General features: G+C 50.4%; 13 protein-coding genes. 8 read left to right on the top strand and 5 right to left on the bottom strand.

Going from position 1 to position 20,505, the window contains the following annotated elements; all coding sequences use genetic code 11:
- Positions 1-121: helix-turn-helix domain-containing protein (locus tag ACUVJL_RS37935; RefSeq protein ID WP_445250537.1), on the bottom strand; the 121-nt coding region annotated here is incomplete at its 3' end.
- Positions 122-255: 134 nt separating this feature from the next.
- The gene (gene hmpF / locus ACUVJL_RS37940; protein WP_445250523.1) at positions 256-1,998 is read right to left on the bottom strand and encodes a pilus motility taxis protein HmpF; all 1,743 of its coding nucleotides are present in this window, start codon (positions 1,996-1,998) and stop codon (positions 256-258) included.
- 584 nt (positions 1,999-2,582) lie between these two features.
- On the opposite strand from hmpF, the gene ACUVJL_RS37945 reads away from it, so the two are divergent.
- The 8 genes from ACUVJL_RS37945 to ACUVJL_RS37980 all read left to right on the top strand — a co-directional run bounded on the left by ACUVJL_RS37945 (position 2,583) and on the right by ACUVJL_RS37980 (position 17,211).
- On the top strand, positions 2,583-2,858 hold the full coding sequence (locus tag ACUVJL_RS37945; protein WP_445250524.1) for a hypothetical protein: 276 nt from the start codon (positions 2,583-2,585) through the stop codon (positions 2,856-2,858).
- A gap of 372 nt (positions 2,859-3,230) precedes the next feature.
- Positions 3,231-4,469, top strand: a complete 1,239-nt coding sequence (locus ACUVJL_RS37950; RefSeq protein WP_445250525.1) for a response regulator — start codon at positions 3,231-3,233, stop codon at positions 4,467-4,469.
- Positions 4,470-5,623: 1,154 nt separating this feature from the next.
- Positions 5,624-6,157 (top strand): chemotaxis protein CheW, encoded by a 534-nt coding sequence (locus ACUVJL_RS37955; RefSeq protein WP_445250538.1) that lies wholly within the window; start codon positions 5,624-5,626, stop codon positions 6,155-6,157.
- Positions 6,158-6,304: 147 nt separating this feature from the next.
- Entirely contained in the window at positions 6,305-9,397 is a 3,093-nt protein-coding gene (locus tag ACUVJL_RS37960) for a methyl-accepting chemotaxis protein (protein ID WP_445250526.1), read from the top strand.
- A gap of 57 nt (positions 9,398-9,454) precedes the next feature.
- Positions 9,455-10,261, top strand: coding sequence for an HNH endonuclease signature motif containing protein (locus ACUVJL_RS37965; RefSeq protein ID WP_445250527.1), 807 nt, complete (start codon positions 9,455-9,457; stop codon positions 10,259-10,261).
- A complete protein-coding gene (locus ACUVJL_RS37970; RefSeq protein WP_445250528.1) occupies positions 10,233-10,358 on the top strand; it encodes a helix-turn-helix domain-containing protein in 126 nt (41 codons plus the stop codon). Before ACUVJL_RS37965 ends, ACUVJL_RS37970 begins: the two co-directional genes overlap by 29 nt.
- Before the next feature lie 51 nt (positions 10,359-10,409).
- Entirely contained in the window at positions 10,410-15,719 is a 5,310-nt protein-coding gene (locus ACUVJL_RS37975) for a response regulator (protein ID WP_445250529.1), read from the top strand.
- A 268-nt stretch (positions 15,720-15,987) separates the two neighbouring features.
- On the top strand, positions 15,988-17,211 hold the full coding sequence (locus ACUVJL_RS37980; RefSeq protein ID WP_445250530.1) for a Rid family detoxifying hydrolase: 1,224 nt from the start codon (positions 15,988-15,990) through the stop codon (positions 17,209-17,211).
- Between the two features lie 61 nt (positions 17,212-17,272).
- Here ACUVJL_RS37980 and ACUVJL_RS37985 read toward each other — a convergent pair whose 3' ends face one another.
- From ACUVJL_RS37985 to ACUVJL_RS37995, 3 genes are all read right to left on the bottom strand, one after another.
- A complete protein-coding gene (locus ACUVJL_RS37985) occupies positions 17,273-17,650 on the bottom strand; it encodes a hypothetical protein (protein ID WP_445250531.1) in 378 nt (125 codons plus the stop codon).
- 4 nt (positions 17,651-17,654) lie between these two features.
- A complete protein-coding gene (locus ACUVJL_RS37990; protein WP_445250532.1) occupies positions 17,655-17,870 on the bottom strand; it encodes a hypothetical protein in 216 nt (71 codons plus the stop codon).
- A gap of 376 nt (positions 17,871-18,246) precedes the next feature.
- Positions 18,247-20,400: a polyribonucleotide nucleotidyltransferase gene (locus ACUVJL_RS37995; protein WP_445250533.1), complete on the bottom strand. Its 2,154-nt coding sequence runs from the start codon at positions 20,398-20,400 to the stop codon at positions 18,247-18,249.
- Positions 20,401-20,505 lie beyond the last annotated feature (105 nt).

Raw genomic sequence — 20,505 nt, forward strand, 5'->3', positions numbered from 1 at the left:
ATGTTTCTTGGCACAAGTTCAAAGAATAATTCCAAAACCAGCGGCAACAGCCAAAAGCTTTGGCTAAAGCTATTTGCTGCTCATTGGTTGGATATATCCTAAACTTGTAAGCTTTGTACATTATCGGATTTACACAATAGTGATAATATTATAGTACAGACTAAAAAAATAATGTTGCTTCGCGGTTTTTTTTTTTTCGCTATCCATCCCCACCCTGTAGACGGATGGGGAATTCCGCGACATTTAGGTTAAATTTTAAGCTGTTATCAAACCCGAAAGGACTTGCTGCAGATCGGAAACTACCCGATCTTGCTCGTCTCCCGTCTCCTGCACCCGATCGAGTTCCCCGGCGACCGCTTCGAGCTTTTGGCGCAGCGCGTTCAAATTGTCCTGCACGGGCTGCAACATTTCTTGATAAACCTTCACCCGGCCCCAGAGTTCCGCCACTGCACCTTTCTGGTTGAACAAATTCTGCTCGAACTGCTTGAGTTCGTAACGTTTCGCCTCACCTTCCCCATTTTGGCGGTTGACATTTGCCTCCATTTGGGATATGGCGTCCCGCACCTGCTGAATTTCGTTTTCCAGTCTTTGCAATTCCTCGCTTTGCTGCTGCCGCTGAGTATTGAGCTGTGCCACGATCGGCCCCAACTCCATATCTCCTCCTTGTTTTGAACCATTAGCAGTACCCAATCGCCGCCACAGCACCGCCTGATGCTGCTTCAAAACATCTTCCCGTTCCTGCAACCGGAGGCGCTGTCCCACCAGAGTTTCGTTCAACATCTGATAACTTTCGATCTCATCTGCCATTTCATTTTCCAAAGCCATGCGATCGTACTCGCTAGCAGCTTGAATTTTCCCTTGCAGCTCATCGATTGTCTCCCGCTGCAGAGTCAACTCCTCCTCTTGATCGTTAACAAACCGGAACACCTTTTCCAAATCCTGTTGCAGGTGTTGCACCAGCCCCTGCAATTCCTCAACGGGCATCTTCTCCAGAGCTGACACATCTACTTTCTGCTGCGTACCTGCAGCACCCGAAGCAGATGCGAGCCTGGAAAGTTGCTGGTAAAGATCCTCAACAGCCCGCACCTGCAAAGAAACCGACTGAGCCTGGTCCTGCTTAGCGCTCAGGGTACTTTGCTGCCCTTTAAGATCCCCCCGAGCGATCGCCAAAGCATCTTGAGATTGATACCACTCCTGCCAGCGGTTTTGGAGGCTCTGATTTTGTCGATCGAGCTCTTCTTGCTGCTGTTGAGCTATGCTGTGTTTTTGCTCCAACTGCTGCCAGTGCTGATCGAGAATTGCCTGCTGAGCCCCCACCGCACCAAAAGACTGATTCAGTTGTTCCCGCACCCCTTGGGCTGAAGCTATTGCCCCTCCCAGCTTCTTCATCAACTCCTGAATCCTCAGGGTCTGCTGCTGATCAACCACCGCTCCCTGCGGAACCTGAGATTGCTGCTGGGCCACCCGCTGCTGCTCGCCCCGCAACTGTTCCCAAGCCGTCTCAATTTCCACGCGGCTGCGATCGACCTCTTCTCGGAGTCGGTTAGCTTCATCTCGAGTATTTTCAATTTCCGAGCGCTGAGCCTCCAGCCGCTCCAACTCGTCTTCCATTTGAGCCAACTGCTCTTCGCGGGCTTGCATTTCCATTTCCCGGCGATTGAGTTCCTGACTCGAAAACGTCAGAGAAGCCTTCCACTGTTCAATTTCCTCTTCCTTATCCTTAAACTTGTCCTGCAAGCGCGAGAAATTTTGCAGAATGCTCACCAACTGGCGGGCGGCCTCCTGAATCCGCTGCACTTGCTTGCTAGCGCTCAACTCTACCAGCACCAGCGTGCCGTCGTTAAACTTATTAGCTTCCTCAACTGGGATCGCATCATCGCCTGGTACGGCGCTCCAATTGTGTTCGCCCCGCTGACAAGCTAGCAGTTTCAGTTCAGCCTTACCGCCACCGAGACCAAAGCCGCTTCTCTGTTTTTGTACTTCCGCTAGATACAGCACACTAATAGTCCTCTGCTTCGTAAAACCTATCCCAACTTACTTTAAGCTACTTAAAGGCCTAAAAGATAAGTGGTGTTTACGTACTACGCTGTTGGGTAGACGGCTAATCCCAAGATAAGTAGGCTATCCCCCGATCGCCAAAGGTTCTCAAGTAAAGATAACACTGCCTGTGATCTTTAGTCAACTTACCTAAAGTAAATAAGTATAGGCAAGTAAGGATAACTTTTTGCCACTTAAGTTTTACTGGCTTGGTGTCCTGTGCCCAATCCGGGGATAGCATTTTTTCCTAACTATAGCAGCACTCACGCATACCCCTGCCTGACTGCAGAGCGTCCAGAAAGCAAGGCCGCCGCCCTTCTGGACTAATGAGAGAGCAGTATCAATGCCGCTTGATTAAAGACTAGCAAAACTGCAGGGACAGCCGATCGCCCTAAGCTCAAAAAAGTCAGTCCGTCAAAAACTTTCTATTGATTGTACCAGGCTTTAGTTGCGGGTCGATCCTGAGAAAAGCCTTCGCTGCCCCCAAGCGGGGGTCATCCTCCGGCGGACTAGGGATTTGAACCGCGCTGCCTTAGAATAGGGTAATGACGCGAGCCTATGATGCTCGCCGCGGGCGAGCAAAAAGGTCGATGGGCAGTGAGGGTTTTCCTAACAATTGCCAACAAAGGTTCATTTTGACGGCACCTGATTTTAGGGCTGTGGCAAACCCAAAAAAAACCTCGATCGCAACTCATCCAACCCAACAGACTAGCCTCAAGTTCCCATCGGGGATCGATCGGCACTTGCTGCTGGTAGCAGCGGTAAAACCAGAGAATCCTTGGTATTTTGAAGTTGACCTACGCTCCCGATGTGTTGGATAAACTGACGGCATACTCAGCCAAAAACTTCAAAACTTTGGCCCTCGAAGACTTGAACCAGTCGGGAATGCCAGCGTTGCACACTCGCGCGAACCCGTGCAATTGTGCTTCGAGGATTCTACGAGTTTAGGCAACAGTGGGAATACAAGGTGAAACTCTACACTTAGAGAATGCCGCGAGTTTCGTGGTTTCAGCTTGTGGACTGGTAGCGCGGCCGGTGGAGCGGCAGCAAGTATCGCCCAAAGAGCCAATTCCCAATTGTGAGATCGGTACCATCGCGTAAATTATTGACGGAAACTAAAGTCAATCTTTGCGCCAGCACACAGTCTTTCCGAGCTCAGACGCCAACGGTTTTAAGGAGGACACTTTAGCTGCATGCAGGGAAATTTGAGTGAAATTGACATCCGCAGCATCCTGCAACTGATTGAGTTAGGTCAGCGAACCGGAGAACTGTTCGTAGAGGCCTACACCTCCACGGGCAGCAGCACGGGTACTCAACCTACCCAGCGCTCCCTTGCAGGACAATCCTGGTATGTCTTCTGCTTCAACGGTCAGATTATTTACGCTACCCAGAGTGCGGGCAGTTTGTTTCGCTTGCGCGACTACCTGCGCCGCTACAAAGCAGATAACGCCCTCGACAAAATCCAAGTTCCCTATATGGCATCTACCAATGCCCCAGAATACGGCTACCTGTGGGCCCTGCTAGAAAACCACATCCTCACCCCAGCTCAAGGGCGCAACATCATCCACAGCATGATCCACGAAACGCTATTTGACTTGCTCAGTCTCCACCAGGGTTCCTTCACTTTTGAAATGGGCCCTGGTTTGGCTCCTCAACTGACCAGCTTAGAAATTAGCTCGCTGCTGACCAAGATTGTCAAACAGGTGCAGCAGTGGAAGCAGTTTCACCCTCACATTCAGTCGCCCAACCAATGCCCGGTGATTTCAGACCCCTCAGAGCTGCGAGTCGCGCTGCCTGTCAATACCTTTAATACTCTCAGACGCTGGGCCGACGGCCACACTTCGATCCGCCAGATGGCGCGCTACCTCAACCGAGACGTGCTGACTGTCGCTAAGGCAATTTACCCCTTCGTGCAGCAGGGATTGGTGCAAGTATTTTACGAACCCTCTGTTTCCCCTGCTAACAACAAAAAAGAATGGTCGTCCCCGGAAACCAAGGTTCCCAGAGTTGTCTGCATTGACGATGACAATATTATTCGCAAAACAGTTGAGTCAATTTTAAATGAACACGGTTACGAAGCAACTGCGATCGGCAATCCTCTCGAAGCCCTGAGTTTGGTTTTTCAACTCAAACCCGATTTAATTCTCTGTGACATCGCCATGCCGGAACTCGACGGCTACGAAATTTGCGCTATGCTGCGCAGTTCTAGCGCTTTCCGGCAGACGCCGATCGTTATGCTGACGGGCATCAACGGATTTATCGACCGCGTTAAAGCCCGCATGGCCGGAGCTACAGAGTTTTACACCAAACCTTTTGGCGAAAGCGAGTTATTAATGCTGGTAGAAAAATATGTGGGCCCGGGCTACCCTCTGGTCAATCTATCGGAAAGATTATTAGACCCCTCGCTAGAAGACGAATTAGAAGAAAAATAAATTTCGCACTGCTGGCACTATTGGAGCTTTCTTGTACCTGCGGTTAGATCAAGTCTCGACCGCCACAAAGAGAAAGCTCGCGGTCACCCGGAGCGATCGCACCATAAACTAGAATGTATAAATCCGCGCGCTGGGATGAGGGCGTCGGTAAAACTCTGTTCAATTTCTCGACCCAAGTGGGTCTAACACGCTCAAAGTGCAAATATAATATACTTGTTCTCCACTTACAGCCACTCCGAAAAACCGATGTGCAGAGTTACTCATTGGTAGGTATTTCTGTACAAAGTCGGAGAGTGCATTGTCAGTCTTAAGTCAACGACCCTGGTCTAAAGACACGCTCGCTGCGGGCTTTTGACTTAAATCGCAGTTGACCAGACTCCGTACCTTGCGTACTACGTTAACGGTAAGAGTTTAAAGACCTACCAAGGGATGCTTGGCCGAGTTCCTTGAATCGCGAAATTTAGGATTAAATAGATTTATTGGGTTAAGTCAGTGTCCTAGATCGAGTACCGATCGTTAACTTGGGCGAAGTACAGACGACCTGGCAGGTCGTCTCTTCTACCCCGCAAGGGAGGTTATGAAAGGGAGCAAACATTATGCGCTCGCGGGTTGCTCGGTTTTCCATGGTAATTGTCAAGGGCGAAAGTGCATTACATTCATTACACCTTTTCTAGCAATCCCGGTGTAATGGAAAGATTCACTCGCTTATTGAAATCCCCGAGCCGTTTCCCACGAGCGCGTCTAAAGAGGCGCTCGGAACCCACGTACCGATTTTTTTTGATGATTGTCGCGACACCAGCCATGTCAGCAACCCGTCGCTAATCCGAGTACCGGTTTAGCATTCATCGCAGAAATTACCCAGAGTTTTACCAATTTAAACGGCGGTGGGAGTACAAAGTGAAGCTTTAGGGGTTCCAAATTAATTGTTCGTAGTCGATTTGAGCTAATTTGTAAGCATTGGTCGCGTGAATTATTGATTGCAGTCAATTATTGACGGAGCAAATCTATTCCCAAGCACCTCCTGCCGTCCGGCCATTCACCCCTTGGCTGTGTCAAGCTTGGCTGTGTCAAGTTTCGACCATCGAAGTTTCGATCGGGTTCTTCGGGGGCGGGAAACGTCAACAATTTGCTAGAAAGCAGGTGTCAGAATGATGATTAGCGGCAGCCCAGACTTTATATTACCAGGACTCGGCGTAGATCCGGCTCCGGAATTCCACGAACTAGAAACTCCCGAAGGCGAGCTGCACTTGCGGTTCTACGTTCCTTCGGGGAACGAGTTCGCACTGCCGGCGACAGGGATTAGAGAGGTACTAGCCCCGTCCCCAGACCGCATGACACCGATCCCCAACGTTTCCTCTTTGCTTTTAGGTACCCTAAATATGAGAGGACGAGTGATTTGGGTGGCAGACCTCGGCCAATTTCTGGGAGACCCAACACCTCTGAACACAGACAGACCCGAAATTCCGATCGTGGCTGTGGAAGACCAAGACACGATTTTAGGGCTGGCAGTCGATCGAATTGTGGGGATGGACTGGCTCGACGTGGAGCAACTGCACTCTCAGAACAATGCACCAGACGGCATGATTCCTTTTCTGAGGGGAGAATGGATGTTAGGTGCACAAGCGACTAAAGTGCTCCGACTGCTAGATCAAGTGAAAATTCTGCGCTCGGCGCGGTGGGCAGCGTGAAATCGATTTTAGATTTGCGATTTGCGATTTGCGATTGGGGTCTAACCATCAACAGTCACACGACTTGAGGCGCGCATCTAAACATTCAATTCAAGATAAAAATCTCAAATCTAAAATCTAAAATCTAAAATCAAAAGAGGGCGGCAAATGGCAACAAGTACCAACTTTCAGCAGGACTACCAACGGGCAGAAGCGGCCTACATGGAGGGCAATTTTTCAGAAGCCGCAGCCCTAGTTTATCAATTAGTAGAAGATTTTCCCGAAGACCCCAGCGCTCGCCTGCTGTGCGGACACATTTATTGCTATGGACTGCAACAGTATGAGGTGGCGCGGGAACAGTACACGGTTGTGCTAGGCCTGAGTGACGACGAGAATTTGGTTGAACACGCTCACAGCGGAATTACCTGCACAGACCAATTTTTATCCGGAGAACTGCCAACGGAAAATTTCGAGGCTTTGTCTGGTGAAACTCAATTGGAATTCTACCCAGACTTATCTCTCGATGAAGGGTTAGAAGACCCGGATTTGGGACTTTTCCAAGGAAATTCTCCATCCATTTCCTATAGGAGTCAATCGCCAGACGACATGGAAAACGATGACTTGGCAGACTTGGGCATGAGCGGCTTGGAGTGGGAAGCAGAAGACATGGACGTAAGCGCCGGCTCTGTCCCAGATTTAACCTCACATTCTAACCCCTTTGCTAGCGACAGTAGCGGGATGGCAGCTTATGCTGAGACATCCGACTCGCTAAACATGGACGAGTTTGCCGACTCGGACTTTGGAGACCCTTTTGCGGATGATGGTGGAGGGTTGGATGCGGATGATGTCAAGAGCAGCAAAGTATCTGGGAAAAAGGCACCTTACTCAGGAGATGTGTTTTCAGAAGCTCCGAGTCAGAGGCTCAACGGTCAAAGTTTTGCCTCAAAAGAAATCGCCAATTCCTTCGACTCGAACGAACTAGACTCCCCCACCGGGCCCTCCGACAATTTTGGCGCACCTTTTGCGGAGCTCGATTTGCCAGACGAACTCGACGGTTCCTCCGACTACGACTACCAAGCCCCGCCAAGCAGCCTGCAAAATCACGGTCATAAGGCACCGGAGGCCCAAGAGGCAGACCCCTTTGCCGAGGCGATGCCCTCGTCGGGTTTCGGGTCTTCTCGACCTCAAAACAAGCAACCGAATACCGGGTCGGACTACTCGTCAAACTATTTGGCGGAAGACGAAACGCTGTTGATGGGAGGTGCTGTCCCCAACTCTCAAAGTCAAAGGTCAAGCCGGGGACAATTTAATTCGGTCGAGAGAACCTCCGCCAACAGCAATGGTTACGGCGACTCGGAACCCCCGGCATTTGAATCTATAGACAGCTTCGAGCTAGATGCTTTTGATGACGATGCTTTTAGCGATTCTTTCTCTTTCGAGGAAAACGAACAAGCGACAGCTTTCGGGGCGTCCGAGAAGAACAGCAGCGGCTGGTCGTCAAAAGCTGTGAACGCTCAAGAACACAGCGACTTTTTAGACGAATTTGACGAGTTTGACGATTTGGGCAATTTGCCGGACTTTGACATCTCAGAAGATGCCAACAGTTCGATGCTGACTAGAGGTAATACCAATTTCGGCAACTCGACCAGCGGCATGATGGGAACGACTGGCAGCAGCCTGGACTTTGACAACAGCGATGGCTCAGCAATTCGGGATGACGAGATATTTAGCATAAACGGTCCGGCTGATGCGTCAGTGTCGAGTTTTGCTCCCACAGAAACAGAACCGGTCGATACTTCGGTGACGGTAGAACAAGGGGGACTGGCTTTCTTGGAAAATGCCCCTTTGTTTACCAAACAGTTGTACACGGCAATCGGGGCCGGACTGGTTTCTCTGGTAGCTGTGGCTTTCGTCACCAACATTGCCTCCTATCAAGCTCTGCGGCAAGACAAGCCGGAGGCGATCGTTTACCTGCGCCAAACAGGCTGGGTAATGACCGCAGCAGCAGGCTTTACGAGCTTTTTAACTTCTTGGGGCATCGGCCAGTTGATCGCCAAGCAGGTGCGCAAGTCCTCGGACAATTTGCAAGCTCAGTTCGATGCCGTAGCTCAAGGAACTTTGGACGCTCGCGCTACGGTTTACTCGGAAGATGAATTTGGCAAAATGGCTGCTAAATTCAACCACATGGCGAAGGTCATCCAAACCACGATTAGCGATACCAGGCGCAAGTCTGACGAGCAGGAACAGGCAAAAGAAGACTTGCAGCGCCAAGTGATTCGCTTGCTAGACGACGTGGAAGGAGCGGCCCGGGGTGACTTGACGGTGACTGCGGAAGTGACCGCAGACGTTTTGGGTGCTGTTGCTGACTCGTTTAACTTGACAATTCAAAATCTGCGCGAAATCGTCCATCAGGTGAAGCAGGCGGCTCGGGAGGTCAGCAAAGGCGCTACGGATAGTGCTAAGTTTGCGGGCGATTTGTCTTCCGACGCGCTGCGGCAAGCTGAGGAACTGGCGGCAACGCTGAATTCGGTGCAAGTCCTCACCGATGCGATTCAGCGGGTCGCAGAGAGCGCTAGAGAGGCGGAAGAAGTGGCCAGGGGCGCGGCGGCAACTGCTCTGAAAGGGGGCGAGGCTGTGGAGCGGACGGTGGCGGGGATTTTAGAAATTCGAGAAACGGTAGCAGAAACCACTAGAAAAGTCAAGCGGTTGGCGGAAGCTTCTCAAGAAATTTCTAAGATTGTGGCTTTAATTGCGACGATCGCCTCCCGGACGAATTTGTTGGCCCTCAACGCCAGTATTGAGGCGGCGAGAGCTGGGGAAGCGGGCAGGGGTTTTGCGATCGTGGCAGACGAGGTGCGACAATTGGCAGACCGATCGGCTAAGTCTTTGAAAGAAATCGAACAGATCGTGATGCAAATTCAAAGCGAAACCGGCGCGGTAATGACGGCGATGGAAGAAGGGACGCAGCAGGTTATTGAGGGGACAAGATTGGCAGAACAGGCGAAACGATCGCTTGAAGATATCATTCAAGTAACTAACCGCATTGACGTGTTAGTGCGATCGATTACTGCCGACACTGTAGAGCAAAACGAAACAGCTCGCGCCGTAGCTTCTGTGATGCAAGCTGTCGAATTAACTGCTCAGGAAACATCCCAAGAAGCGCAGCGAGTTTCCGGTGCTTTGCAAAACTTGGTGGGCGTTGCTCGCGACCTTTTGACATCGGTGGAAAGATTCCGAGTAGAAACAGCAGAAAGACAATAATCAATTGTCTAATGCTTTTTTTGCGGGCTGATTTACAAGCACGTTAGTGTGGCAATAATGGCATACAAAAAGCAACCTCGCAGTCTTGAAACCGCTGCGGGGCTGCCAATTCAACACCTAAAGGAAGTAGGAGTTGCACAGATGGACGACAACATAGTAGAAGTAATTCCTGGCATATTTGGTGAGATTCAGCCGACGGGCTGTATTATCTGTACCCTCTCAAAAAACAGCAGGGGCTATGCCAACAAAAGACTTCGGATTAACGGTGAATGGAAAACGCTGACAGTCCACCGTTTAGTATTAGAAAATATTTTAGGTCGTCCGATTAGACCAGAATACTTTGCTTGCCACACTTGCGATGTCCGCAACTGCATCAATCCCAACCATTTATGGGAAGGTTCTAGACTTGAAAATTCTCAAGATAGGTTTAAGAAAGGACGAATTAAAGATGTCGGAAGTACATCTGCGCCGAAACCTCAAAAACAACTGCGAGGCGAAGAAATAATTCCAGGTATTCGGGCCCAAATACAGCCGAACGGCTGCATGATTTGTACCTTGGCTAAAAGAAGTGATGGTTACGCCATTAAGGGTACTAAAATTAATGGCCAAACAAAAAGTTTCTACGCTCACAGACTTGTAGGGTCACACAAACTGGGAAGGTCTGTCAAACCCGGTTATTTTGCGTGTCACAGTTGCGACGATCGCGGTTGTATCAATCCTGACCATTTGTGGGAAGGAACCCCCGCCGATAACTCCCGCGATGCCAAGCGAAAAAAACCTCTTTCCTTTCGTTGCCGGCAAGATATCTGTCCACCGCAAACTAAAACCCGATCAGGTGCGGGAGATTCGCTATCTTTTAAGTAAGGGCATATCGAAAACAAAAATAGCCAGAACATTTGCGATATCTCGCAGTCAGATTATTCTCTTGGCAAGGGGCGAGATATACAGAGATATTCTCTAAAACTACTAACATAGACCCAATACAATAACGATTAAGATCAGGAATAAAACTATGCTACCGGAGCAACAACAGAGGATAATGGGCTACTTTATTGAGGAGGCAAAAGACCACCTCAATACGATCGAACAAGGTTTACTGAATCTGCAAACCACGATCGAAGACCCAGAACTGGTAAACGAAGTATTTAGGGCCGCTCACTCTGTCAAAGGAGGAGCAGCAATGCTGGGGCTGACCAGCATTCAGCAAACAGCTCACCGACTAGAAGATAGTTTTAAAGTTTTAAAAGAGTGCAGCGTTAAAGTAGACCAACAGCTAGAGTCCCTTTTCCTGCGAATTTTTGACACATTGCAAGGGCTGTTAGAGCAACTGTCGGGGCCTTTTGGGCTGACAGAGGAATTGGGAGAACAGATGGTTCGAGAATTAGAACCAGTATTTGAAGAACTCAACGGGCACTTGGGGGGACTCGTCGGATACAGAGAACACGATGGAGACGAGAGCAGCCCGCTGCTAGTACCCGAACAAGTGTTGGCAGGGATGGGAATCGGGGCATTTGGCTCATCCAGGACTTTTGCAGACTCGGGGTCAGTTTACGCACCTGAGAGCAGAGCAAAAGAAGAAAGCGCCCTGCAGCTAGTGTTTGACTCGGACGTGCCGGCGAGGATGCGGGAACTGCTGCAAGAGTTCAAACAGCCCGAGGGGCCAGAAAGCAGGCGCCAACTCAAGAGCATTTGTCGGAACTTGCTCAGGGCGGGGGAGGAATTTGAACTGCCCTGCTGGATAGAATTGATCGAAGCTGTATCCAAGGCGATCGCCAACCCAGAAAATAGCTACCGCACCTTAGCCCCAACGGTGATCAAAGACATCAAACAAGCTCAAGAACTGGTAGTTTCGGGTCGAGAATCGTCGATCGCACCTAGCGCAAAACTTCTGGCCTTGCAGCCGACTGTTGTCTTTCCACAAACGGATTTTGAAGATTTGCTGGCATTCGCTCAACCGGGTACATCGGGGAAAAATTCGGTTTCTGTGGAGGATGTGGCCTGGGATCTAGTGGGATCTGGCGATTCCCGGGCGGGGGAACAAATGCTGCCGACTATGTCTGGGCTGAATATAGACGAGCTCTTCGACCAACTCGACAGCGGCGAGAGCAATGATTATAGTGGCAGTCGATCGCCCCAGTTCGACGATTCCCCCAGATTCGGAGAATCGGATATGGAGACGGCTGCTTTTAGAGGCTCGACCCGCACCGGCCCGGAAGTGGGCGCTGCAGAACTCAACACTTTAGCGGACTTGTTTGACGGCGAATCCCCGGATCTCGACGACGCTTGGGAAGAAGAAGAAGACCTCGACTATGCACAGTCTTCTAGGATATCGGCAGGGGGAATGGTGGGGTCAGAGGATGACAATACCGGCGATTTTGCTGATTTGTTGTTTGACGAATACGATGGCGAAAGTTCGGAAACGAACACGGCGCCTCCGATTGACGACCTGACGAGTTTGTTTGGGGAGGATTTGCTGTTTGGAGACGAGCCAGAGGGTTCGGCAGTAGTTGCCGGTCAGGAAAATGGGGGTTTGAGGCAGCCACTAATTCGCAAACAGCTTGAAACGGGTAACGGCAGGGGCGGTTTGGGTCGGCGAGACAGCACGGTCGGCAAGGCCCTGGGACAAGCTGACGAAGATGCTCTGGGTACGCTTTTGGACGAAGTGGCTGCCCAAACTTCTGCTCTTGGTACGGGCGATGCTGATTTGGATAAGTTGTTCGGTGATTTAGGGTTATCTGAGGCAGCGGGTGGGCCGTCCGTCTCTTCGGAGTATTCTGTCAACCATGACGCTTTCGACGCAGAATCGAAGGAGCCTTTTTCAGGCGGCAATGATTCAGCGGCGGCCGTTGCGCTCGCTGGGCCTTCCATAGATGATTTCGAGTTGCTCTCTGAGCTTGGCGAGGACTCGGAGTTGAGCGAGCTGTTGGGGATTACTTCTAATTTCCTTTCTTCAGAAGACGAAGGTGGGGAGAGCGGGGGCGATCGATATCTAGCTGCTGACATCGCACACAATGAGGAAATTGGCAGCGTTCTTAAGATGACATCAAATTCTGATTTAGATATCTCCTCTGCAGATGGAAATTGGCTAGAAGATGCTTTCGGGCCTGAAGACGAGTCTATGCAATCGGTCAACCTGGAACTGGACGATACGGATTTAGATGCGCTGTTTGGGGATATGACCTCGGATCAGATTTCTGGGGATGAGGAGACTGTGCTCGATAGGCAAGGAGTGGCTACTTCCCGAGAGGCGGCGGATTTGGCTGATCTGTTCGGTTCTGTACCTACGGGTACTGAGTATGACGGGGAAGCTTCGGGGCAAACCCATGGGGGTTGGCTGAATTTAGATGGAGGTTCAGAATTGCTGAGTGGGGGTGTGGGATTTGATGAGGGCGACTTGGGGAGTTTGTTCTCGAACAATGCGGAGGCTGTTTCCGACAACGGCTTGACAAATTTGGCAGCGGTTGAACTTGGGGCTTTGTCCGACCGTCCTGATTCGGAAATTTCAAGTTTCGAGTCTGATGAGGGCGTAGATTTCGATTTGTTGGAGGATATGTTTGCCGAAGGTGTGGTGCAGCAGGGCGATGGTGGATCGGCGCCCTCGGAGGGCGCGGCTCTGGATGTGGAGGAGTTGTCTGCCCAACCAACTGAGGGTTTCTTCGACGAGGTGGGTGCGGATTTGTTCGATCGACCCGAAACAGATGCCGCTGCGGAGTCAAGCGGCGAGGATGATTTGTTTGACGCGCTGGAAACGGATTTTTCGAGTGGGGATTTAGAGGCGCTGTCGGCAGAATCTCTCGACGGTATGTTTGAGGGCGATGCTGACTTGCTCTCGGCGATGGAAACCGGGGCGACTCTCAACAGCGAAGAGTTGGAGGGTTTTGATGATTTGTTGGATTCGATCGATGCTGAGGTTCTGGTGACTTCAGAACTGAGGACGGGCTTTTGGGACGGTGACGAGGAGCCGGCCTCGGTCGATTCCTCGGAGTTGGAAGAAGAGTCGCTGGCCGACTTTTTTGCCGAGGCCCAATCAGGCGCTGAAGATGCTGAAGGCAATTTTGACGATTTAGAAGCACTGTTAATTTCAGGTGGTGCTGGGGGTGTACTAGCAGCTTCTGGGGGAAGAAATCCGAGTCCGGTAAATACGGAAGTTTTCTCGGATCTCGAAGAGCTCCTGAGCGAGAGCGCAACTATGCCGGAAATTCACGGGCTACCGGCGACAACTACCAGTAAAGCTCCGCCCGCTGCTGCCGAGGAGAGCGACGACGACTTTGGCGATTTGGAAAAACTGCTGGAAGATCCAAAGGACGGTGGCCGCCAAGGGGAAGCCAATATCGGGCCGTCGGGGCTCAACAGATCCAGGCGGAATGCCCGCGCGGGCGGGTTCGGCGACCAGACGATGCGGGTGCCGATCAAGCAACTGGATAACCTCAGCAATTTGATGGGGGAACTGGTGGTGAACCGCAACAGTTTGGAGCAAGACCAAGAACGGATGCGGCAGTTTTTGGACAATTTGCTGCACCAGGTGACCCTGCTGAGCGATGTGAGCCAGCGGACTCAGGATTTCTACGAGCGGAGTCTTTTGGAGATTGCTTTGCTGGCAAACCGGCAGGGACACCGATCGGCCTGGCGCTCTGAGGATTCGGCCCACACCCGGGAAAGTGCCTGGAGACCGGAGGAAATGGACAGGTTTACTCCTTTCCACAGTTTGGCTCAGGAGATTATTGAGCTGATCGTGCGGGTGCGGGAGTCTGCCGCGGACATTGAGTTTTTGGTGGATGAGGCGGATCAGGTGACTCGCCAACTGCGGCAAGTCACGACTCAACTGCAAGAAGGTTTGACTCGCGCCCGGATGAAGCCGTTTGCGGAGACAACGGACAGGCTGTTCCGGGCGGTGCGGGAAATTGCGATTAAGTGCGGGAAGCAGGCTCAGTTGCAGGTTGAGGGTAAGGATATTTTGATCGACAAGATGATTGTGGATCAGCTGTATGACCCGATGACTCACTTGGTGAACAATGCGATTACTCACGGGATCGAAGCGCCGGAGGTACGTCTGGCGGCTGGGAAACCAGCAGTCGGCAGGATTACCATTCGGGCTTTCCACCAAGGGAACCAAACGGTGGTTTCGGTTTCTGACGACGGGGCCGGAATTGACCCGCAAAAGGTGAAGGCGAAGGCCATTAAGCAGGGTTTGCTGACGGCGGCTCAAGCTCAGAGGATGTCTCGCTCGGAAGTGTACGATTTGCTGTTTATGCCGGGTTTCAGCACTCAGGAACAGGCGACGGAGTACGCCGGCCGGGGGGTCGGTATGAATGTGGTGCAGACTTCCTTGCAGGAGATTCGGGGAACTGTGTCGATTGATTCGACCATCGGCAAGGGAACTGTGTTTACGATCCGTTTACCTCTGGTGTTGAGCATTTCTAAGGCTCTGACTTGCATTAGCGATCGAGCTCGCATTGCTTTCCCGATGGATGGGGTGGAGGATATGATCGATGTCCCTCGCGATCAGGTGACGACGGGGGCCGACGGTTTGCCTTGCATAGAGTGGCGGGGTTCGATTTTGCCGTTCCGGCCGCTGCGGGATTTGCTCGCTTACAACCGCCATTTGGGCCGGGGCAGTGTTTACGGGTTTAATACTGACGATGACATGATTTCGGTGATCGTGCTGCGGTCTGCTGGCAATTTCTTGGCGGTGCAGGTGGATCAGGTTTCGACGGAACAGGAAATTGTGATCAAGCCGTTGGAAGGGCCCGTGCCCAAGCCGATCGGCATTGCTGGGGCCACCGTGCTCGGGGACGGCCGGATCGTGGCGATTGCGGATGTTCTGGAGCTGATCGATTTGGCTACCGGAAGGCTGCGGAAGGAAGCTGGCGGTACGCTTTGGGATGAGACCGAGAGAGCCACTCAGGAGGCCGAAATCGAGAAGACTGAGCCGACTGTACTGATTGTGGATGATTCGATTACGGTGCGATCGCTCTTGTCGATTACTTTTGAGAAGTCGGGCTATCGTGTGGAAGAAGCTCGCGACGGTAAGGAAGCTTGGGAAAAGATGAAATCTGGTCTGCCTTGCGATATCGTTTTCTGCGATATTGAGATGCCGAGAATGGACGGTTTGGAACTCCTTTCTCGGATGCAGAAGGATGCGGTTTTGTGTGAATTGCCGATCGCGATGTTGACTTCTCGCGGTGCTGACAGACACCGCCAAATGGCTTACAGTTTGGGCGCGAAAGGCTATTTCACTAAGCCTTATTTGGAGGAGCAATTGCTTGATGCTGCTTCTCGGATGTTGAAAGGTGAGGTTGTTGGTGCTCCGGTTGTTGTGTAATGTGTAAATCTGCGTTTATCTGCGGTTGAAAAAGGGGAATTTTTTAACCGCAGATGAAAATGGATTAACGCGAATTAACGCAGATAATGTCTAATTCATCTGCGTTAATCTGTGTTCATCTGCCTTTATCTGCGGTTAAAAAAAGGGAATTTGTCGGGCCGCAGATGAAGATGGATTGACGCAGATTAACGCAGATTTAAATCGCGCTTTCGGTTTTGGTGGTAGGCTGGGAAAGTGGGGTGTAGCGGAAGGGCGATCGAGGTTATGAATGGACGCTGAAGAACTTTTAGAAAGATATGCCAAAGGTGAACGAAGCTTTCAGTCGGCTATGCTCAGAGGTGTAGACCTCAAAGGTGCAGACTTAAGTGGGATAGACTTAAGCTCTGCAAACTTGACAGCAGCCGAGTTGAATGAGGCAAACCTAACCGGAGCAACGCTTAAGAGTACAAATCTCACCAAGGCATCTCTGACAGGTGCAAATTTGAGCGGGTTAGTAACATCTTATTATGCAAATTTCACTTATTCACATTTGTGCGGTGCTGACTTAAGTAAGGCTAATTTGAATAATGCTAATTTTAGTAATGCCAACTTGAATGAAGCAAACCTAAGTGATGCCCAACTAACTGGTGCCAACTTCACTGAAGCATCCTTGATTGAAGTGTGTTTTAGTAGAGCTAAACTTAATAGTGCAAACCTGACTCAAGCAAACTTGACTGAAGCAGACTTAAGTCGGGCAGATATAACTGGCTTAACAATCAAAGATACTAATCTTCAGGGAGCAAAGCTGCGCGGTGTGAATTTGTCTGAATATGACTTGTCGGGTATCAATCTAGCAGAAGCCGATTTAGCTGGAGCCGAATTGATAGCAATAAATCTGAGAAACGCTTGTTTGCAGGGTGCAAATTTAGAGAGGACAGGTCTTCAAAGAGCTAATTTGATGCGAGCTAATCTGGAGGGTGCTAAGCTTAAGAGAGCAGATTTGACTGATGCCAATACTTATGGTATGAACATCAAGGATGCAGACTTCACTGGTACAATCATGCCCGATGGAGAATTTTACAAACCGGAAACCTCTCAACAAGAATCCCAAAAAGTGATATCTATGACGCGCAAAATTATTCGTACTGACAAAGCACCGGCACCCGTGGGCCCTTACAATCAAGCCATTGCCGCTACGGGCACTATGCTGTTTGTAGCTGGTCAAATTGCGATCGACATTAGACTAAACGATATTGTCTATACCGACGACGTGGCAAAACAAACCGAACAAGTTATGGCAAATCTCGAAGCCATTCTCACAGAAGCCGGCGCTACTTGGTTGGATGTGGTAAAAACTACGGTTTTCCTCAAAGATATGAATGATTTTGCTGCTGTGAATGCGGTTTATGGGAAATATTTTGATGCGGAAACTGCACCGGCGCGCGCTTGTGTGGAAGTTTCGCGTTTGCCGAAAGATGTGTTAGTTGAGATTGACTGTATTGCGGTTATTTGATTTCATCTTCTTTTAGATGTCAGACTTTTTCCAGAAGTCGGGCATCTGGAATTCTGTTTTTTTAATGTTTTTGCAGTTGGGAAACTTGAATTTTCGGCAATTCTTTCCATTCGGGTTCAATGGGTGAGTAGCAACAGTAGCACACCGCTAAACAGTCGTATTCAGCATTCGGAATTTCAGGCGTGTACTCTTCTACGCGCGACACTTCCCAATCTCCCCAGCAAACGTGAGTGCTGGCTGCAGGGAATTTAGGATCGGCACTCTCCTTAAATTGGGCAAAGTTTCGCAGGCGATCGCCCGTTTGAGGCAGAGGTTTGTCTGAGTAGTCGTAGTGTTCTGCTAGGATGCTCGTAAGAGCACCCGTATGGGAAAGCAGTCTATCCTCCCATCCAGGGGAAGAAAGCGATTCAGTTTTGAAAATGATCAACCGTTTTGGCATTGATTTATTCCTCTCTCTCATGTTCGGGTTCGTATGGACTCGGTGGAAACTCTGTCAACCCTTCAAAGACACAATCAACCTTAAGTATAGAATTGTTTGTTTTTTCCCATCCGATTAATTCCCATCCCTGACGCTTGGCCATTTGAGCGCATTTCTCAGGATCAGTTGCACTATGACGGCTAATATTCTCTTCGGGATCGTAGCGTGGTCTTGAAGTCATCTTTATCTGCGTTTTTCTACAGACGCTGATGAAAATCAAACCTGCTATCTTCACCTGCGATGTCTGCGGTTTACAAGCCTAGATCATATCATTTATAGTAACTATCTAAGCATACTTTATATTTTATTCAGTCCCCCTCTGCTGGGACTTCATTTATGTAGTTGCGGTTTCAACCGCCGAGGGTAAAGTGCGCGACTGTCTTAACTTCTACAGCCGATCGCACTTTGTCGATCTGTCGCTGTCGCGCACCCTACTCCTAAATAAATCTGAAACTATCAGATTTAATCTCAATTAGCAACTAACAATTACTAATTGCCAGTTACCAATTAGCAATCAGCAATTACTCTACAAGCAATTACCAATTACCAACTCTCAACTATTTATTCAGCGCTTCGCGGGCGGCTACCGCTTCGTCGGGATGAATATTCAAGCGGGTCAAATTAATTCGACCTTTGTTGTCAATTTCTCGCACTTTGACAATCACTTCATCGTTCACAGCTAACTCGTCTTCCACTTTCCCGACGCGGTAGTCCGCTAACTGGGAAATGTGAATCATGCCTTCTTTTCCTGGCAAAATTTCCACAAAAGCGCCGATCGGAATAATTCGAGTTACACGGCCGACATACACGTCTCCTGCATTCAACTTGCGCGTCATGCCTTGGACAATGTTGTAAGCCCGCTGAGCTTTTTCGCTGTCGTTGCCAGCAATTGTCACGGTTCCGTCATCTTCGATGTCAATTTTGACACCGGTTTCTTCGGTGATGGCTTTGATCGTTTTGCCACCAGGCCCAATTACCAAACCGATAAATTCCGGATCGATTTTCAGGGTTAGCAAACGCGGTGCAAACGGCGACATTTCCTTGCGGGGAGTGTCGATGGTTGCCAGCATTCTTTCTAAAATGTGCAGTCTGGCCGGTTTGGCTTGGCGGATGGCGGTGGCAATCACATCTAAGGGCAAACCTTTGATTTTCATGTCCATCTGCAAAGCAGTAATCCCGGTGTCGGTACCGGCTACTTTGAAGTCCATGTCGCCTAAAAAGTCTTCAATTGCCTGAATGTCAGTCAAAATTCGGACTTCATCGCCTTCTTTAATTAAGCCCATTGCCGCGCCACTGACGGGTTGGGAAAGGGGAACGCCTGCATCCATTAATGCTAGCGTTGAGGCGCAAACTGAACCCATTGAGGTGGAACCGTCGGAAGAAAGGATTTCTGAAACTACGCGAATCACGTAGGGGAAATCTTCTTTGGAGGGCAAAACCGGCAGTAAAGCGCGTTCTGCGAGGGCTCCGTGACCGATTTCTCGGCGTCCGGGCGATCGCATCGGCTTGGTTTCTCCTACCGAAAACGGCGGGAAATTGTAGTGATGCAAGTAGCGTTTGTCTTGCTGCGGGTGCAAGTCGTCTCCTAAATCTTGGGCGTCGCCTGGGGTTCCCAGGGTAGCTGCAGACAAGACTTGGGTTAACCCCCGATTAAACAACGCACAGCCGTGTACTCGCGACGGCAGCACCCCTACGCGACAAGAAACGGGTCGCACCTCGTCTAGCTTGCGCCCGTCTACGCGGATGCCATCTTCGAGGATCTGCTTCCGCATCATTTTTTTGGTAACGTCTTTGAAAACGTTGCCAATTGTCTTGCTGTTGGCGCTGGCGGCTAGTTTTACCGGATCGTCTTCCGAGAGTTCGGCGATCGCAGATTCGACTGCATTTGCCTTAACTTCGTCCAAAGCTGCATTGCGCTGATTTTTGTCTTGTTCAAATTTAGACAAAATCAAGCGGATTGGGGCTTCGGCGCGATCGCGAATAAAGGTTTCCAGGGCCGAATCTTGCGATGGTCGTTCCTCTACCACCAAATCGATGCCCAATTCCGCCATAATTTCGCGCTGGGCTTGAATCAAGTCACAGGCTGCTTCATAGCCGAAGTCGATCGCCTCGATGATATCCTGTTCCGGCAATTGGTTTGCGCTGGCTTCCACCATGATTACTCCATCAGGAGAACCGGCTACCACCAGATCCAACTCGCCTTCTTTGATTTCGCTGTAGGTGGGGTTGATGATGAAATCGTCCCCTACCAAACCGACTCGCACTGCCGCCATCGGCCCGTAAAACGGCATTTTCGCCAGCAGTATCGCCACCGAAGCCCCCGTCACCGCCAAAACGTCCGGCGGCACTTGTTCGTCCATCGAAACCGTTGTTGCTACAACTTGGATGTCATCTCGCAGCCAGCTTGGAAATAGCGGGCGCAGCGGTCGATCGATCAAACGGCCAGTCAAAGTCACTTTTTCCGGGGGACGCCCTTCCCTGCGCAAAAATCCACCGGGAATTTTACCGCCAGCGTAGAGTCTCTCTTCGTAATCCACCAACAGGGGCAGGAAATCAATTCCTTCTCTCCCCTGCGATCGAGTCGCTGTCACTAAAACCGCCGTGTCACCTGACTGAATCAAAACTGCACCGCCTGCTTGAGGCGCTAGTAAACCAATCTTCAGTCTAATATCCCGTCCATCGAAGGATATTGACTTGTCTATCTCTACCATGTAGCACTGCTTCCTTATCTACCACATTCTTTCTCTGTCGGGATCGTAACATTACCACAGGATGTTTGAGAGTCCGACGCCAAAACACAGGGATAATCGCCTGGC

This window comes from Microcoleus sp. OTE_8_concoct_300 (assembly GCF_031383065.1).
GTDB lineage: Bacteria > Cyanobacteriota > Cyanobacteriia > Cyanobacteriales > Microcoleaceae > Microcoleus.

Excerpts from the sequence above, each read along its gene's own strand:
- ACUVJL_RS37945 (WP_445250524.1), top strand. The coding sequence starts at position 2,583 with ATGACGCGAGCCTATGATGCTCGCCGCGGGCGAGCAAAAAGGTCGATG.
- ACUVJL_RS37950 (WP_445250525.1), top strand. The coding sequence starts at position 3,231 with ATGCAGGGAAATTTGAGTGAAATTGACATCCGCAGCATCCTGCAACTG.
- ACUVJL_RS37960 (WP_445250526.1), top strand. The coding sequence starts at position 6,305 with ATGGCAACAAGTACCAACTTTCAGCAGGACTACCAACGGGCAGAAGCG.
- ACUVJL_RS37965 (WP_445250527.1), top strand. The coding sequence starts at position 9,455 with ATGGCATACAAAAAGCAACCTCGCAGTCTTGAAACCGCTGCGGGGCTG.
- ACUVJL_RS37975 (WP_445250529.1), top strand. The coding sequence starts at position 10,410 with ATGCTACCGGAGCAACAACAGAGGATAATGGGCTACTTTATTGAGGAG.
- ACUVJL_RS37980 (WP_445250530.1), top strand. The coding sequence starts at position 15,988 with ATGGACGCTGAAGAACTTTTAGAAAGATATGCCAAAGGTGAACGAAGC.
- ACUVJL_RS37985 (WP_445250531.1), bottom strand. The coding sequence starts at position 17,650 with ATGCCAAAACGGTTGATCATTTTCAAAACTGAATCGCTTTCTTCCCCT.
- ACUVJL_RS37990 (WP_445250532.1), bottom strand. The coding sequence starts at position 17,870 with ATGACTTCAAGACCACGCTACGATCCCGAAGAGAATATTAGCCGTCAT.
- ACUVJL_RS37995 (WP_445250533.1), bottom strand. The coding sequence starts at position 20,400 with ATGGTAGAGATAGACAAGTCAATATCCTTCGATGGACGGGATATTAGA.